General features: G+C 65.8%; 16 protein-coding genes and 3 pseudogenes. 8 read left to right on the top strand and 11 right to left on the bottom strand.

Annotated elements, in window-relative coordinates; all coding sequences use genetic code 11:
* Nucleotides 1-4 precede the first annotated feature (4 nt).
* The 4 genes from IE113_RS14985 to IE113_RS14970 form a co-directional block, all read right to left on the bottom strand.
* Entirely contained in the window at nucleotides 5-1,195 is a 1,191-nt protein-coding gene (locus IE113_RS14985; RefSeq protein WP_189542932.1) for an efflux RND transporter periplasmic adaptor subunit, read from the bottom strand.
* A gap of 233 nt (nucleotides 1,196-1,428) precedes the next feature.
* Nucleotides 1,429-1,698, bottom strand: a complete 270-nt coding sequence (locus IE113_RS14980; RefSeq protein ID WP_189542990.1) for a GlsB/YeaQ/YmgE family stress response membrane protein — start codon at nucleotides 1,696-1,698, stop codon at nucleotides 1,429-1,431.
* 112 nt (nucleotides 1,699-1,810) lie between these two features.
* Nucleotides 1,811-2,110 carry a CtrA inhibitor SciP gene (sciP, locus tag IE113_RS14975; protein WP_189542930.1) on the bottom strand — a complete coding sequence of 100 codons (300 nt, stop codon included), beginning with the start codon at nucleotides 2,108-2,110 and terminating at the stop codon, nucleotides 1,811-1,813.
* A gap of 2 nt (nucleotides 2,111-2,112) precedes the next feature.
* A complete protein-coding gene (locus tag IE113_RS14970; RefSeq protein WP_189542928.1) occupies nucleotides 2,113-2,433 on the bottom strand; it encodes a hypothetical protein in 321 nt (106 codons plus the stop codon).
* Between the two features lie 111 nt (nucleotides 2,434-2,544).
* Here IE113_RS14970 and mnmA point away from each other — a divergent pair, with 111 nt between their 5' ends.
* Nucleotides 2,545-3,690, top strand: a complete 1,146-nt coding sequence (mnmA, locus tag IE113_RS14965) for a tRNA 2-thiouridine(34) synthase MnmA (protein ID WP_189542926.1) — start codon at nucleotides 2,545-2,547, stop codon at nucleotides 3,688-3,690.
* Here the strand turns inward: mnmA and IE113_RS14960 are convergent.
* The 3 genes from IE113_RS14960 to IE113_RS14950 form a co-directional block, all read right to left on the bottom strand.
* Nucleotides 3,687-4,493: a class I mannose-6-phosphate isomerase gene (locus IE113_RS14960; protein ID WP_189542924.1), complete on the bottom strand. Its 807-nt coding sequence runs from the start codon at nucleotides 4,491-4,493 to the stop codon at nucleotides 3,687-3,689. The two genes, mnmA and IE113_RS14960, sit on opposite strands and share 4 nt — an antisense overlap.
* On the bottom strand, nucleotides 4,490-5,536 hold the full coding sequence (locus tag IE113_RS14955) for a mannose-1-phosphate guanylyltransferase (protein WP_189542922.1): 1,047 nt from the start codon (nucleotides 5,534-5,536) through the stop codon (nucleotides 4,490-4,492). The genes IE113_RS14960 and IE113_RS14955 overlap by 4 nt, the downstream gene beginning before the upstream one ends.
* Before the next feature lie 88 nt (nucleotides 5,537-5,624).
* Entirely contained in the window at nucleotides 5,625-5,999 is a 375-nt protein-coding gene (locus IE113_RS14950) for a hypothetical protein (protein ID WP_189542919.1), read from the bottom strand.
* A gap of 30 nt (nucleotides 6,000-6,029) precedes the next feature.
* Here IE113_RS14950 and IE113_RS14945 point away from each other — a divergent pair, with 30 nt between their 5' ends.
* On the top strand, nucleotides 6,030-7,166 hold the full coding sequence (locus IE113_RS14945) for a serine hydrolase domain-containing protein (RefSeq protein ID WP_189542917.1): 1,137 nt from the start codon (nucleotides 6,030-6,032) through the stop codon (nucleotides 7,164-7,166).
* On the opposite strand, the gene IE113_RS14940 is transcribed toward IE113_RS14945, so the two are convergent.
* Both IE113_RS14940 and pdxH read right to left on the bottom strand, forming a co-directional pair.
* Nucleotides 7,163-8,083 carry a cation diffusion facilitator family transporter gene (locus IE113_RS14940; protein WP_189542915.1) on the bottom strand — a complete coding sequence of 307 codons (921 nt, stop codon included), beginning with the start codon at nucleotides 8,081-8,083 and terminating at the stop codon, nucleotides 7,163-7,165. The two genes, IE113_RS14945 and IE113_RS14940, sit on opposite strands and share 4 nt — an antisense overlap.
* The gene (gene pdxH / locus IE113_RS14935) at nucleotides 8,080-8,691 is read right to left on the bottom strand and encodes a pyridoxamine 5'-phosphate oxidase (RefSeq protein WP_189542913.1); all 612 of its coding nucleotides are present in this window, start codon (nucleotides 8,689-8,691) and stop codon (nucleotides 8,080-8,082) included. Before pdxH ends, IE113_RS14940 begins: the two co-directional genes overlap by 4 nt.
* A gap of 107 nt (nucleotides 8,692-8,798) precedes the next feature.
* Here pdxH and IE113_RS14930 point away from each other — a divergent pair, with 107 nt between their 5' ends.
* From IE113_RS14930 to fabI, 3 genes are read left to right on the top strand one after another with little or no spacing between them, the layout of a single operon-like run.
* Nucleotides 8,799-9,740, top strand: coding sequence for a DnaJ C-terminal domain-containing protein (locus IE113_RS14930; protein ID WP_189542911.1), 942 nt, complete (start codon nucleotides 8,799-8,801; stop codon nucleotides 9,738-9,740).
* Nucleotides 9,741-9,744: 4 nt separating this feature from the next.
* Nucleotides 9,745-10,758, top strand: coding sequence for a YihY/virulence factor BrkB family protein (locus tag IE113_RS14925; protein ID WP_229822580.1), 1,014 nt, complete (start codon nucleotides 9,745-9,747; stop codon nucleotides 10,756-10,758).
* Nucleotides 10,759-10,778: 20 nt separating this feature from the next.
* Nucleotides 10,779-11,582, top strand: coding sequence for an enoyl-ACP reductase FabI (gene fabI / locus IE113_RS14920; RefSeq protein ID WP_189542907.1), 804 nt, complete (start codon nucleotides 10,779-10,781; stop codon nucleotides 11,580-11,582).
* A gap of 23 nt (nucleotides 11,583-11,605) precedes the next feature.
* Here the strand turns inward: fabI and IE113_RS14915 are convergent, their stop codons facing one another.
* On the bottom strand, nucleotides 11,606-13,072 hold the full coding sequence (locus tag IE113_RS14915) for a phosphomannomutase (protein ID WP_189542905.1): 1,467 nt from the start codon (nucleotides 13,070-13,072) through the stop codon (nucleotides 11,606-11,608).
* A 204-nt stretch (nucleotides 13,073-13,276) separates the two neighbouring features.
* Between IE113_RS14915 and IE113_RS14910 the strand changes: the two are divergent.
* Nucleotides 13,277-13,513, top strand: a pseudogene (locus tag IE113_RS14910) (transposase); the annotation flags it as partial.
* Between the two features lie 50 nt (nucleotides 13,514-13,563).
* On the opposite strand, the pseudogene IE113_RS14905 reads toward IE113_RS14910, so the two are convergent.
* Nucleotides 13,564-14,501 (bottom strand): annotated as a pseudogene (locus tag IE113_RS14905) (IS3 family transposase); the annotation flags it as partial.
* Between the two features lie 104 nt (nucleotides 14,502-14,605).
* Here IE113_RS14905 and tnpB point away from each other — a divergent pair.
* Both tnpB and tnpC read left to right on the top strand, forming a co-directional pair.
* Complete coding sequence (gene tnpB, locus IE113_RS14900) at nucleotides 14,606-14,962, top strand: IS66 family insertion sequence element accessory protein TnpB (RefSeq protein ID WP_189542903.1); 357 nt, start codon at nucleotides 14,606-14,608, stop codon at nucleotides 14,960-14,962.
* Nucleotides 14,963-14,993: 31 nt separating this feature from the next.
* A pseudogene (gene tnpC, locus IE113_RS14895) lies at nucleotides 14,994-16,016 on the top strand (IS66 family transposase); the annotation flags it as partial.
* Between the last annotated feature and the right edge of the window lie 95 nt (nucleotides 16,017-16,111).

Genomic DNA, 16,111 nt, shown 5'->3' with positions numbered 1-16,111 from the left:
GGCTCTAGTTGGTGGCCGAGCGCGGCTGAACCGTCTCGTCCGGCTGCAGGAAGCCGCCGGCGCGCAGCACCACGCGCTCGTTACCGGTCAGGCCCTCGACCACGGCAACGCCATCGCTGGTCACTATCCCGGTCTTGACCGCACGTCGCCGCGCCTTGTTTTCCTTGTCGACGATATAGACGAAGCTGCCCTTCTCATCCGACAGGATAGCCGATTCCGGCAGCAGCGGGGCCACGATCGTGCCGGAGGTAATGGTCGCGGTGGCAAAGCCGCCAGGGCGCAGTTCCGGCGAATAGGCCAGCGCGATCCGGGCAATGCCCTGGCGGCTGGTCGGATCGATCACCGGCGCCAGCTGCCAGATCTGGCCGGAAAACGCCTTGTCCATGCCAGCGGGCACCACTTCGGCCGAAATGCCGGCCCGCAGGCCTGCCAGATCGAGTTCGCCCAGCTGCGCACGCAGTTCCATCTCGCCATCCTTGGCCAGCCGGAACAGCACGCCCGACCCGCCGCTGACGACCTGGCCGGGCTCCACCCGCCGTTCCAGCACCAGACCGGCTGCCGGAGCGACGATATTGAGCCGCCGGGTCTGTGCCTGCAGCACGCCCAGCGTGGCGCTGGCGACCCGCACCTGCGCGGCGGCGGCATCGCGCTGCGCGGTCAGGCGATCGATGTCCGCGGTCGAGACGAAGCCGCGCTCGACCAGCTTGAGCGCACGATCGAGGTTGGCCTGGGCCAGCTGCGCATTGGCGCGCGCGACCTGGATCTGGGCGGACTGGCTGGCTTGCTGCTGAACCTGGACCGACCGGTCGATCACCGCCAGCACCTGGCCGGCACCGACCCACTGGCCCGGCTCGACCAGCACCGAGACGATCTGACCACCTTCACCCGGCACCCCGACCGGCAGTTCCCGCCGCGCGAACAGCGTGCCGGTGGCATTGATCGTTCCGGCAATGGTCGTCCGGCCCGGCGTGACCACGCTGACCACCGGCCCCTTGTCGACCTTCTGCTCGGCATCGCCAGCCGCACCACGGTGGGTGAAGAACCACACGGCGACCAGCAGCGCCACCACGACCGCACCGATGATCCACAGCCGCCGCCGCGACGCGCGATCTTCATCGCCTCCCGCCAGCAGCGGGTTCTCGTCGGAATCGGAGTCTGCAGCGATCGGGGCATCGATCCGCGAATCGTAGTTCATTGTCGGCTTCGCCTTCGTCCTTGTCGCCGCCCTCTGCCGCGCACGGCGGCAGACAGTCCGGGACCGTCGCGCACTGTATTACTATGATAAGTCACCCAGCACAAGCCCCGGTCAGGGCAGCGGGCAGGTAACCGCTCTTTCATGCAGCGCATAGGCGCGCCTGAGTATTGGCGCAATCAAAGGCTCTGCGAACGACGTATCGTTGTCGGTAAACGGCACGTTGCCGCGTGAATTCAGCGAACCTTGCCGCGCTTGATCAAGTTGACCACGGCCAGCAATACCACCGCGCCAATGAAGGCGGTCAGCAAGGTTCTGGGATCGAAGGCATCGCCCCGCAAATTGCCGCCGCCGATAAGGCTGCCCAGCAGGAGCCGGCTCAGGATCGAGCCAGCGCATCCGACCACGACGTTGGCCAGAATGCCCATCGAGGCATCCCGGTTCATCACCTTGCTGGCCAGCCAGCCGATAATGCCCCCCATGACGATTGCAATGATGAAGCCGATCATTGGCCTGCCTTTCGCAAACGCCGACCGCATGAGTCGACCCGCCGAAAGCTAGCGCAATCGGCGGGCAGGTCAATTTTTCATTTTCAATCAGTGCCCTGACAGGGCCGGATCAGTACTTCAGCTGGCGCTCGTAGAGATCGCGGTAATGCTGGATGCGAGTCACGCGCAGGCCCTGCATGCCAGACCGGTCCACGGCGCGCTGCCACGAAGCGAATTCCTCCAGCGTCAGGTTGTAGCGCTCGCACACTTCATCGATCGTCAGCAGGCCGCCATTGACCGCGGCCACGACTTCAGCCTTGCGGCGCACCACCCAGCGGGTCGTGGTCGGCGCAGGCAGCGATTCCAGGGTCAAGGGCTCCCCAAGGGGGCCGATAACCATCGCGGGTCGGATTTTCTGGTTCTCGATCATTGTTATCCTCGTCCGCCGACAACGGCTTCACTGGCGACAGCGCCACCATTGCGCGCGGGGAATTTTCCATCAGCTAAATCGGTACGGTTAACGACCCGTGAGGCATGATTGCGTGAAGTGGACGCGACCCTCGTCCAATCCCCGAAACCACCGGAGGGAAACGCCCCGCCGGCAAACCTGTCCTGCAACGCCTGCCGTGCGGCATGTCCTGCCACGCAGCGGGCGCGCAGCGCTGCCCAGTCGAGCGCCGCCGCGTCGGCCGTGCCGCGCGCCGGGTCGAGCTGATTTCGCAGGCTCGCCAATAGGTCGTTTCCGATCTCCATGGGCAGGGCTCTACCGCCCCAAGGTCAAGATCAGGTAAAGTTGGCGTTTACCATGTGTTCAGCTTGCCTAACGATTTGCCGCACGCCCCATCCGCGGTGTAAGGCGCGGCGATGAGTGCCGAAACGCTGCCACCTGTAGATTATACCAGCCTGTTCCAATTGCCCCAGCCGCTGGCGGGCAAGCGGATCGTCGTGGCGATGTCGGGCGGGGTCGACAGCTCGGTCGTGGCCGCGCTGGCGGCACGCAGCGGGGCGGAAGTCATTGGCGTTACACTGCAATTGTACGATCACGGGGCAGCTTCGGGGCGCAAGGGCGCGTGCTGTGCCGGCGATGACATTCGCGATGCACGGGCCGTGGCGGACCGGCTGGGGATCGCCCACTACGTGTTCGATCACGCCAGCAGCTTCCGCGAGGAAGTGGTCGAACGCTTTGCCGACGATTACCTGTCGGGCCGCACGCCGATCCCCTGCATCCGCTGCAATATGGGGCCGAAATTTACCGACCTGTTCGGCATGGCGCGCGAACTGGGGGCCGATTGCCTGGCCACCGGACACTACGTCCGCCGCGTGATCGGCCCCGCCGGGCCGGAACTGCACCGTGCGCTCGATCCGGCCCGCGACCAGAGCTATTTCCTTTACGCAACGACCGAGGCGCAGCTGGATTACCTGCGCTTTCCGCTGGGCGGCATGCCCAAGGCTGACGTGCGCAAGATCGCCGAAGCCGAAGGGCTGGTCGTGGCCGCCAAGCCGGACAGCCAGGACATCTGCTTCGTGCCCGATGGCGACTACGCGAAAGTGGTTAAGTCGGTCCGCCCCGAAGGGGTCGTGCCGGGAGAGATTGTCCATGCCGAAACCGGCGCGGTGCTGGGGGCGCACCAGGGCATCATCCACTTTACGGTCGGGCAGCGGCGAGGCCTGGAAATCGGCGGGCAGCCGGAGCCGCTCTATGTTACCGGGATCGACGCGGCGACGCGCCGGGTGCTGGTTGGCCCGCGCCGCCTGCTGGCGGTGGGGGCAGCGCATCTGGTGGAGACCAACCGGATCGGGCCGCTGCCCGACGCGCCCTTGCTGGCCAAGGTCCGTTCGCTGGCAAAGCCCGTGCCGGTCACGCTGGACGGCCCGCTGGGCAACGGAGCGGCAGCGACCATCCGCTTCCTGGCACCGGAATACGGCGTTGCGCCGGGACAGGCAGCGGTAATCTATGCCGGGGACCGCGTGGTTGGCGGCGGCTGGATCGAAGCAACCGAACCCGCCTAAACCGGCTGGGCGATCAGGCAGAGACCGGACGACGGGAAGGCAACGTCGGCCAGAGCGGGCGCCAGGCCGCACGAACCGGCCGCCACGGGTTCACCGGCGATGGTCGGCATGCAGTCCAGTGGGATCACCAGCACCGGGCCGACATAGCGCTTGGCAGTGGCCGCATCGGGCGGACCATCCAGCCGGTCAAGCCGGAACAGCGGCCCTTCGACCAGCGTCTCGGCGCCGCCGGCCGGCACCTTGCGGCGCCACCGGGGGGCATAAGGCTCTCCAAGGGCAACAGCCATGCCCTCATCCAGATGCAATTCGCGAGGACGGCCGTAGTCATAGAGCCGGTAGGTGATGTCGCTGTTCTGCTGCACCTCGACCAGGCTGATCCCGGCGCCGATCGCGTGGACCGTGTTCGCGGGGATGTAGAAGAAGTCCCCCGGGCCGACATCATGCCATTCCAGCAGTTCCTCGATGCTGCCGTCCAGCGCGGCGGCGCGCATCGTGGCGGCATCGACAGGCTCGCGGAAACCGATGGCCAGGCGCGCGCCCGGTTCGGCGGCGATCACCAGCCAGCATTCCTCCTTGCCCTGCCGCCCCTGCCCGGCGGCCAGGGTCTGCGCATCAGACGGGTGGACCTGCACGGACAGCGCCTCGCTGGTGAAGATGTACTTGACCAGCAGTGCGGACAATTCAGCCGGTGGCTCGAACCAGACCTCGCCGATCGCTTCGCCCGCGGGGGCGACGAACGGTGCAGGCAGCTGAGCCTTGCCCCACGGCTTGGGGACCATCCGGGTCGGCAATAGCGCGCTCATTGATTGGCAGCACCGTGCAGCTTGCCCACCTTCTGCGCGCCCGCCCGGCTCGTGACCAGCACTTCGCCGCCATCGACCACCACGATCACGTCTTCCAGCCCGATCACCGAAACGCGCGGACCATCGCTGTCCACCAGCACGCCCCGGCAATCGACCAGTTCGGCGGGGCCGCGCACCGCATTGCCGGCATCGTTCTGCGGCAGGGCGGCATGGAGCGCGTCCCAGCTGCCGATGTCGGACCAGCCCATGTCGGCCGGCACCAGCGCGGCGCGGCGCGTGTTTTCCATTACCGCGTAGTCAACCGACTCGCTGTCGATCGCGGCAAATTCCGCCGCGCCGGGGTGGAAGCAGTGGCCATCGGCACGGCCCGCCGCCACGGCTGCTTCAGCCGCCGCGGCAATCGCCGGGCGATGGGCGCGCAGCTCTTCCAAGAAGGTGCCGACCCGGAACGCGAAGATCCCGCCGTTCCAGGCATATTCGCCCGATGCGACGAATTCCTGCGCGCGGGCCAGTTCCGGTTTTTCCACGAAGCGCGCGGTGCGAAAGCCTAGGTCGCCAATCGCTTCACCGCGCTGGAGATAGCCGAATCCGGTTTCCGGGGTTTTCGCCTCGATCCCGAACGAGACCAGCCAGCCCTCGGCAGCCAGCGCCGAGGCCTTGGCCGCCGCCGCGCGATAGGCGTCGGTGTCGGCGATGTGGTGATCGCTGGGGCAAACCAGCATGATCGCATCGTCCGGCAGCCGCAGCGCCGCCAGCGCAATGGCCGCCGCCGTATTGCGGGCGCAGGGTTCGACGATGATCTGCGCGCCGGGCGCGTCACCCAGTTGCGCCTCGACATGATCGAGGTGGGCAGTGCCGGTCACCACCACCGGCGCGGCAAACCCGCCTTCGTGGCCGCTGCGGCGCAAGGTCGCCTCGAACAGGGTCGAATCCCCGACCAGCGGCAGGAACGGCTTGGGCTTTACCGCCCGGCTGCGGGGCCAGAGCCGCGTCCCGCTGCCACCGCACAGAACCACCGGGTGAATTGCCAGATTTTCCGTCACGCCTTCATATCCCCCCGATCGTCGAGCAGCGATTGCTGGCCCATAGCGATTTCGGCTTTCGTTTCAATGAACTGGATTCCGCCCCTGCTCATTCCGTCCATGGCTGCAACACGCACCCCGCACCTTCCCGATAAGTGGCCGTCTGGGTAGCCAGTAGCGGGAAGCGTGCCGTAACGCTTCTGGCTTCAACATCCTGGCTAAGGGAAATTAGTTCCATTCCGGGTTCAAAATCCTTCCGGCAGTCGGACAGGTCGCGCCCCCCGACGAACCGGCAGGAACAGCCAACCCGCGCGGCATAGGACGCACCGGTCACCGCGAAACTGTTCAGCGGTTGCCAGAACCACCCCAGCCCGATTCCCGCCAGCGCGGCGGCCAGCAGGAACAGGCGCAGCGGCAGCCGCGTTTTCCGGCCAGGCGGCGTCGCATCGGAGAGATTACCCGGAACGGGGTTAGTGGTTGCCATTACGGAGCCTTTGGGCGAGGGATGCGCGGCATGTTGCCGCACCGTCTTTCCCTTATCCTGCCATGGCTTGCCCTGCCAGTCCTGATCGGATGCAGTGCGGCAAGCGGTGATTCCGCCCCTCCGCCGCTGGATCAGCAGGCGCTGGCCGCCGTCGTCAAGCAACCCGGCACCCCGCGCGAAGCGCTGGCACGCGCGGTGGACCGGCTGTTCACCGCCGAGGAGATGGCCGAAACCCGCGCCGTGCTAGTGCTGAAGGACGGGCGGGTCGTGGCCGAACGCTATGCCCCCGGCTATCACGAGAACACGCGCTTCATCAGCTGGTCGATGGCCAAGACGATCACGGCCGTGATGATCGGGCAACTGGTGGCCGATGGGCGGCTGCGGCTGGATGAAAGCGTTCCAATTCCCGCATGGCAGCGCGCGGGCGATCCGCGCGGGGAAATCACCCTGCGCCAGCTGCTGCAGATGCGGTCGGGCCTGAAGCATACCGAGGCCGGGCAGCCGGTCTATGAATCCGATGAAGTGCGAATGCTGTTCCTCGACGGGCGCGACAACATGGCCGCCTATGCCGAGGCCCAGCCGCTGGAAGCGGAACCGGGCCGCAAGTGGGAATATTCCAGCGCGACCACGGTGATTCTGGCCGATCTGGCGGCCCGCGCGCTGATCACCAACCCTGATCCGGCCGCCAACACGCCCGAAGAACGCCGCCGGATCGTCAGCGATTACCTGCATACCCGGCTGTTCGATCCGATCGGAATGCGCAGCATGATCCCGGAATACGATGCGTCCGGCACGCTGATCGGCGGCAGCCTGATCCACGGCACCGCCAGCGACTGGGCAAAGTTCGGCGAGTTCCTGCGCAACAAGGGCGCGGTCAAAGGCGCGCAACTGGTCCCGTCAGGGTGGATCGAGTTCATGCTGAAGCCCAGCCCGCGCAATCCCGGCTATGGGGCGCAAACCTGGCTGAATCGTCCGCAGGTGGATGACGGAACCGTGCAATGGCCCGGCGTGCCGACCAGCACGTTCTCCATGAACGGACATCTGGGGCAGTATGTGGTCGTTGCCCCCACGCTGGGAGTCACAGTGGTGCGGCTGGGCAAAACCCAGGATGGCGAACACGAACCGGTCCGCGCGGGAATTGCGCGGATCATCCAGCTGTTCGATTAGGAAGCCCGGTTCGCCAGCAAGTCCTCGGAGGACAGGTCGGTCGGGTCCACGTGGCCTTCCGGATCGGGGTGGATCAGGATTTCGACGCCGGGAAACTCGGCCAGCAGCTTGGCCTCGATCTCGTCCATCACATCATGCGCGGCGCGGATCGTCATGCCCGGATCGACCGCGACATGGAACTGCACGAAATCGCGGTTGCCCGAAGTGCGGGTCCGCAAGTCATGCAGGCCGCGCAGCTCCGGATGGCGCGCGACCACGGCCAGAAAACGCTCCTTCTTTTCCGGCGGCCATTCCTTGTCCATCAACTGGTCGACCGCTTCCTGCGATGCGCCCCATGCGCCCCAGCCCAGCCACAGCGCGATGGCCAGGCCAAAGAACGGGTCGGCCCCGGCCATGCCGGCATACTGATCCAGCGCCAGCGCGGCGATCACCGCCAGGTTCAGGAACAGGTCCGACTGGTAATGCATGTGGTCGGTCGCAATCGCCAGACTGCCGGTCTGGCGGATCACGCGCTGCTGCCATGCCAGCAGCGCGACGGTAGCCAGCATGGCGATGACCGACACGGCAATCCCGCCTTCGGCGGCTTCGGGACGCGCGCCCGCCGCCCACTGGCCAATCGCCCGTGCCGCGAGGCTGAGCGCGGAGATCGAGATCAGCACGACCTGGAACATCGCCGCCAGCGCTTCGGCCTTGCCGTGGCCGAAGCGATGGTTGTGATCGTCCGGCTGGGCGGCCACCCACACCCCGGCCAGCGTCGCCAGACTGGCAACGAGGTCCAGCGCGGTATCGGCCAGACTGCCCAGCATCGCGGTGGACCCGGTGGTCCACGCCGCCCAGACCTTCAGGCCAACCAGCAGCAGCGCAACCGCCGTGCTGGCCAGCGCCGCGCTGCGATTGAGGGAGGCCGCGCTGCTCATGGATAGAGCAACGTGCTGGTCCACCCGCCATCGGGCAGGCGGGTGAAGCGGCGGCGTTCGTGCAGACGGAACGGGCGGTCCATCCAGAATTCGATCGCCTGCGGTTCCAGGCAAAATCCGGTCCAGTGCGGCGGGCGCGGCACGCTGCGGCCCAGATACCGCGCGCCCTCCTTCGCGATCCGGCCCAGGAACGTCAGGCGCGAATCGAGCGGTTCGGACTGGAGCGAAGCGTGCGCCCCCACCTGCGAATCGCGCGGGCGGCTGGCAAAGTATTCATCGGCCACCGCATCGGCCACGGGCGTGGCCAACCCTTCGATCCGCACCTGCCGGCGCAGCGATTTCCAGTGGAACAGCAGCGCCGCGCGCGGATTGGCCAGCAGCTCGCCGCCCTTGCGGCTGTGGGTGTTGGTGTAGAACACGAAGCCTTCCGGGCTGTAATCCTTCATCAGCACCATCCGCACCGACGGGAATGCATCGGGCGTGGCCGTGGCCAGCGCGACCGCATTGGGATCGTTCAGCTCGTGCTTTTGCGCATCGGCAAACCACTGCGCGAACAGATCGAACGGGGCTTCGGCCGGGATCTCGGTATGGCTCTGGTCATCGGTCATGGTGCGCTGCGGCATAGCCCGCGCCGGACCGGGAAGAAAGCGCAACCGTCTCGCAATAAGTTAGGAAAGCTTGCCGCCGGGGCGCAAGCTACCTAGCTAGGGGCATTATGGCAGACCCCTACCAGATCCTTGGCGTGGCCCGCGGCGCGAGCGAGAAGGACATCAAGTCCGCGTATCGCAAGCTGGCGAAGGAATTCCACCCGGACCGCAACGCCGACAATCCCAAGGCGGCGGAACGCTTTTCCGAGATTACCCGTGCTTATGACCTCTTGTCCGACAAGGACAAGCGCGCCCGGTTCGACCGGGGCGAGATCGATATCGACGGCAACCCGGTCATGGGCTTTGGCGGCGGCGGGTTCGGCGGCGGCTTTGGCGGCGGAGGCCAGCGCGGCCATGGCGGCGGCTTCGAAGGGTTTGGCGGCGAAGGCATCGACCTGGGCGACATCTTCGACGGCCTGTTCGGCGGGCGCGGCGGCATGGGCGGCGGTATGGGCGGCGGGCGCAGCCGGGCCGCCCCCAGGGGCGCGAACGTGCAGTACAAGCTGGGCGTTTCGCTGACCGATGCGGCAACCCGCGCGACCCAGCGCATCACCTTGTCCGATGGCAAGACGATCGACCTCAAACTGCCCGCCGGGGTGGAAGATGGCACCCAGATGCGGCTGGCGGGCAAAGGCGAGCCCGGCCCCGGCGGCGCGGGCGATGCCATCGTGGTGATCCACATCCAGCCGCACCCCTGGTTCCGCCGCGATGGCGACAACCTGCGGCTCGACCTGCCGATCACCCTCGACGAAGCGGTGCGCGGCGCGAAAGTGAAAGTGCCGACGGCCGAAGGCGCGGTGATGCTGACTGTCGCCCCCGGCACCAGTTCTGGCAAGACCCTGCGCCTCAAGGAAAAGGGCATGACCCGCAAGGACGGCTCGCGCGGGGACCAGTTGATCACGATCGAAGTGCAGTTGCCCGATGCGGGCAGCGAAGACGCCGCCGAACTCGCCCGCCGCCTCGATGGCTGGCAGGACACGCGCAATCCGCGCAGCCGCATGGGCGTGTAACCGCGTGGAGGAGCGTCCGCTCGACGACGCGCATCTGCCGCTGCTGGCTGCCCCGGACCTCTCGCCAGAAGCACGCCGCGAACGCGCGCTGCGCTGGCGCGCGGGGCTGGAAGAAGCCGCCCGCCCATCGCAGGCGCTATGGGACCGGCTGGGTGCCAGCCGCCTGTTCCGCGTTGCCAGCCGGGTCTGGTCGGGCGCGTGGAACGACGGGTTCATCCATGCCGGGAACCTCGCCTACATGGCGATCCTCTCGCTGTTTCCGTTCTTCATCACCGTCGCCGCGATCTTTGCGCTGGTGGGCGAGGAGGCACAGCGCGCCGCCTCGGTAAAGACCTTCCTGCTGGCCGTCCCGCCAGTGGTGCGCAGCGCGCTGGAGCCGGTGGCGATGGACGTTGTCCAGGCCCGCAGCGGCTGGCTGCTGTGGGTCGGCGGGCTGGTCGGACTGTGGACGGTCAGCAGCCTGATCGAGACGATCCGCGACATCCTGCGCCGCGCCTATGGCACGCCGGTCACTTCCGCGTTCTGGCGTTATCGCCTGATTTCCAGCGGCGTGATCGTGCTGGCGGTGGTGGCCTTGCTGTTCTCGCTGTTCGCGCAAGTGGCCATCGGCGCCGCGCAGCAGGTGATCGCCGCATGGTTCCCGCTGGCGGGGGACTGGGCCGCGACGCTGGCAACCAGTCGCGTCGTTCCGGCGCTGGTGCTCTATGTCTCGCTCTACCTGCTGTTCTACACCCTGACGCCGACAGCCTATCGCGTCCGCCGCTATCCCAAGTGGCCCGGCGCGCTGCTGGTGACCGGCTGGTGGGTGGGGGTGATGGTGGCCCTGCCTTATGTGCTGGCCAGCTTCTTCACCTATGACCTGACTTACGGCAGCCTGGCCGGCGTAATGATCGCGCTGTTCTTTTTCTGGCTTGTCGGGCTGGGCATGGTAGTAGGCGCCGAGTTGAACGCGGCATTGGCCGTCACGCCGGAGGAATGTGACATGATCGGCCATGCCGTAACGGAAACGGACCGCTAGGAAGGGATGGTGGGACCAGAATGACCGGATTGATGCAGGGAAAACGCGGCCTGATCATGGGCCTTGCGAACGACAAGTCGCTGGCCTGGGGGATTGCGCAGAAGCTGGCCGAACAGGGGGCCGAACTGGCCTTTTCCTATCAGGGTGAAGCGCTGGAAAAGCGGGTGCGCCCGCTGGCCGCCAGCCTGGGCAGCGATTTCCTGATCGATTGCGACGTATCCAGCATGGACGCGCTGGACACCGCGTTCGCGACGCTGGCGGCCCGCTGGCCGACGATTGATTTCGTGGTCCACGCCATCGGCTTTTCCGACAAGAACGAGCTGCGCGGCAAGTATTGCGACACCAGCCTCGACAACTTCCTGATGACGATGAACATTTCGGCCTACAGCCTGGTCGCCGTCACCAAGCGCGCCGCCGCGATGATGCCGAATGGCGGCAGCATTCTGACGCTGAGCTACTACGGCGCGGAAAAGGTCGTGCCGCATTACAACGTGATGGGCGTGGCCAAGGCGGCGCTGGAAACCAGCGTGAAGTACCTCGCCAACGATCTGGGTCCGCAGGCAATCCGCGTCAACGCGATTTCCGCCGGGCCGATCCGCACGCTCGCCGCCAGCGGGATCGGCGATTTCCGCTATATCCTGAAGTGGAACGAGCTGAATTCGCCGCTGCGCCGCAACGTCTCGATCGAGGACGTGGGTGGTTCCGCGCTGTACCTACTGTCCGATCTGGCATCGGGCGTGACGGGCGAGACGCACCACGTTGACGCGGGCTACCACGTCGTCGGCATGAAGCAGGAAGACGCGCCGGATATCGCGCTGAGCTGATCCGCAATCGGGCTGGCGGCGGTTTAGGCCGCTGCCAGCACCCGGTCCAGCACCGTGCGCAGCGCCGCCGCGTTCGCCGCAGCCGCCTCCGCCGCATCGCCCGCTTCGGTATAGCAGCGCAGTTCCGGCGCATTGCCCGACCCGCGCAAGTGCACCACCACGCCGTCCGCCATCGTCATGCGAATGCCGTCGGTCAGGTCGACACTGGCCAGCCCGCCATGCTCTCCGGCAAAATAGCCCGCCAGCCGCGCATCGCGCACCGCCGCGTCACCATCCTGCAGGTGCGCGAACAGCCGCTTTGAATCTGCGGGCGGAAATGCCTGAATCCGGTCGCTGTAGGTCACCCGCGCGGGCAGCGCGGCTTCCAGCGCGATCAGCCCGCCCGCCCCGCGCGAGGCGACCAGCGCCGCCAGGATCGGCAGCACCGCATCGCGGGTCGGCAGTGCGGTCAGGACTTTGCCGTCTTGCACAATGTCGCTGCCCAGCAGGAACCCGCCGTTCGCCTCATACCCGCAAACCCGCGTGCCGCCCGCCGCCAACGCCGCATTCATCACCGCGATCACGTATGGCGAACCAATTCGCGTCCGCGCCACGTGGGCAAACTGCCCGGTCAGTTCCAGCGCGGTGTTGCTGCTGACCGGCGTCACCACGTGATCGGCCCCGATCGCCTGCGCACACAGGATGCCCAGCCGGTCCCCGCGCAGCCATTCGCCCGCCTCGTTCGCCAGCAAGGGCCGGTCCGAATCGCCATCGGTCGAAATGATCGCATCGGTGTGCAGCTCCGCCGCCCAGTCGCGCGCGGCGGCGATGTCTTCGGGGCGGACGGCTTCGGTATCGACCGGGATGAACTTTTCGGAACGGCCCAGCACCAGCGCCGCGCCGCCCAGCCCTTCGACGATCTGGACCAGCACGTCGCGGCCCACGGCGGAATGCTGGTACACCCCGATGGTTAGACCGCTCAGCGCGTCCGCCCCGAAGAAATCGACATAGCGCGCCAGATAGGCAGCCGTGACGTCGGTGATCGGGGGCAGCGGCGCGGGGGCCAGCAACTGGTCATCCGCACCGAACAGCGCCGGATCTAGCGACACCACCTGCCCGGTAATCCCGGCCTCGTCATCTTTCAGCACTTCGCCCGCACAGCGATAGAACTTGATCCCGTTGCGGTCGTCCGGGATGTGGCTGCCGGTGACCATCAGCGACGGGATGCCTTGCGCAAAGGCATAGGCCGCCAGCGCGGGGGTCGGGACATAGCCGCAGAACACCGGCTCCCCGCCCAGACTGCGCACCGCTTCGGCGCAGGCGGCCAGAATGCGCGGGGTGCTGGGGCGCAAATCCCCCGCCAGCGCCACCCGCTTGCCCGACGCAAATTCACCCTGATCGCGCAAGTGCTGCAAGAACCCGGCAGTATAGGCAAAGCAGATCCGGTCCGTCATCGCGACTACTTCACCGCGCGCGCCGCTGGTGCCGAATGCCACACCGGATTGCGCCATAAGGTCCCGGACAGTTGACGTCTGAACTTTGCCCATTATCGTTGCTTTTCTTGCCGAATTGGGTTTCCCATGCCGCCATTTGTTTTGCGGTGCAAGGCGTTCCGGCTTAACCTCTATTATTTGAGAGGCTGACCGAAAAAGAAGTTGTGTTATATCAGCGAGATGTGATTCGGTCAGAGTTGCGAAACGACGACGGAGTGACACATGTGGACTGGCACCACCCGGCGGCAGTATGCCAGAGCCGAACTGCTTTTGCCAAGCGATCTGACTGACGCGGAATGGGCGATTTTGGAACCGCTGCTCCCGCCGCGTTCGAAGCTCGGCCGTCCGCCAGTTTGGGATTACCGGCAGATTGTCGAGGCGATGCTATATTTGCTGCGTGGCGGGTTGCCGTGGCGAATGCTATCGCCCGGTTTGTTCCGTCCAATGACCACGGTGCAGCACTAGAGCGCTCTGGACTTGTAACGGTTTTGTGCCGGTCACCTATCTCCCTATGCCACCTTGGCTTCGAAGGCGAGCGGGCTAATGCCGCCCAGATATGAATGGCGCCTTCGGGTATTGTAGAACCCGTTGATGTACTGGAAGATCGCAGCTTCCGCCTGCCTGCGGGTCGGCCATTTCTGGCGCCAGATCAGCTCTGCCTTCAGTGATTTGAAGAATGTCTCGACGGAGGCGTTGTCGTAACAATTTCCTTTGCCACTCATCGATGGACGCAGGCCATGGGCCTGCAGCTTCTTCTGATAGTCATAGGAGCAATATTGGCTGCCGCGATCCGAATGGAAAAGGCAGCCTGGTGGCGGATTGCGGAGGCGCACCGCCATATCGAGTACCCTGATTGCCAGGTCCTTCTTCATCCGGTCACTGACCGCCCAGCCCACAACGCGTCGGCTATGCAGATCGAGGATGACAGCGAGGTAGAGCCATCCTTCGGACGTCCAGACATAGGTGATGTCACCTGCCCACTTCTGGTTGGGCGCAGCAGCAACAAAATCACCATCCAACCAGTTGGCTGCGACACCCAAACGGTGGTGGCTGTCAGTGGTAACCTTGTGTCTGCGGGTGCGGACCGGTTTGATCCCATTGATCTTCATCAGTCGCCCGACACGGCGCTCGCCGATAGCGAGGCCTGCCTCTTTGAGCTCCATCGTCATGCGAGGACGACCATAGCTGCCCAGGCTCAGGCTGTACTGCTCCCGAATGTGGGCCAACACCTTCATGTCTGTGCGGCAGCGCTGGCTGATCGGCCGTGACCGCCACGAACGATAGCCACGGGGGCTGATCCGCATCACCCGGCAGATCGTCTCGACCGGCCAGACATGACGCCAGCTCTCCACGAACGCGAACCTCACGGTCGCTGGCTCGCGAAGAACTGCGTGGCCTTTTTTAGGATATCCCTCTCCTCCTTGAGTACTCGGTTCTCAAGGCGAAGGCAAGTGCTGTCGAACTGGAGATCGACGGTGTGGCCGTGAAGATCAGCCGAGGCGCCGATGCCGGGGTGATTGCTGCAGTGATCGAAGCTCTCAAGGCCACCCGATGATCGGGCCGGGTGTCGGCGCGCGCGTGATGGTCGCGACGCGCCCGGTGGATTTCCGCAAGGGACCAGACGCGCTGGCCGCACTGGTTGGCGCCGATTATGGCGGCGATCCCTATTCGGGCGTGATCTACGTGTTCCGGGCGAAGCGATCCGACCGGATCAAGCTGGTCTGGTGGGACGGCACGGGCCTATACTTGATGGCCAAGAGGCTGGAGTCCGGCGGCTTCAAGTGGCCGGCGATCCAGGACGGTGTGATGCGCCTGACAGCGGCTCAACTGGGTGCGTTGCTTGAAGGCCTGGACTGGCGGCGGGTGCATGGTGGACGCCGACCGCTCGCGCCGCAGATTGCCGGTTGATGGGGCTTTCATGTACTGATTCACTGCCTTCATGCTTATGGAAGCGGACCTTCCCGACGACGTTCAAGCGCTGCGTGCGCTTGTCCTCGAACAGGCCCGCGAGCTCGATGTACTCAAGGTTTTCCGGGCCGAGGTCGAACGGCTGAAGGCGATCATCGACGCATTACAACGTCACCGTTTTGGACGCCGGTCAGAGCAGCTCGATCCTGATCAGTTCGAACTTGCCCTGGAAGAAGTCGAGACGGCGTTGGCCGAGGCAGAACATGCCAGGGATAAGGCAAGCCGGACTCCCGCCGATCGCCCACGTAAGGCCAACCGCGGCTCGCTACCGGCCCATCTCGAACGGATCGAGCAGATCGTCGATGTAGAGGAGGTCGATGGCATTCGGGCCTGTCCCTGCTGCGGCGGCGCGCTCCACCAGATCGGCGAGGACGTGGCCGAACGCCTCGACATCATTCCGACCACCTTCCGCGTCCTCGTCACCCGCCGCCCGCGCTACGGTTGCCGTTCCTGCGAGAGCGCGGTCGTGCAGGCTCCGGCACCAGCACGGATCGTCGAAGGCGGCATTCCGACCGAAGCGCTGATCGCGCAGGTGCTAGTCGCCAAGTATGCCGATCACCTGCCGCTCTACCGCCAGGCGCAGATCTACGCCCGGCAGGGTGTCCAGCTTGATCGATCCACCCTGGCCGACTGGGTCGGGCGGGCAGCCTGGTATCTGCGGCCACTGCGCGATCATATTCTCGAGCGATTGCGACGATCGCAGCGCCTGTTCGCCGATGAGACGACGGCGCCGGTGCTCGATCCGGGGCGCGGGCGAACCAAGACCGGGCAGTTATGGGCCTATGCGCGCGACGATCGTCCATGGGGCGGCGATGATCCGCCCATGGTCGCCTATGTCTACGCCGCCGACCGCAAGGGCGAACGAGCAGAAGCGCATCTCGGCGATTTTGCCGGCATCCTGCAAGTCGATGGCTATGGCGGATATGCCGCGCTTGCCAGACGGCGCCAGCAGATCAGCCTCGCCTTCTGCTGGGCGCACATGCGCCGCAAGTTGGACGCCTCGAAAAACTCTGGCGTTTGAAGGTCGGATTTGATTCACTTCGCCGACGAGGCGTCGGAGGCGGTGATGGCAGGGCAGCCGGGTTTCTT

Source organism: Novosphingobium arvoryzae (genome assembly GCF_014652615.1).
Taxonomy (GTDB): Bacteria; Pseudomonadota; Alphaproteobacteria; order Sphingomonadales; family Sphingomonadaceae; genus Novosphingobium; species Novosphingobium arvoryzae.
Note: the sequence above shows the minus strand (reverse complement) of the source record. Positions and strands in the feature narration are given on the sequence as shown.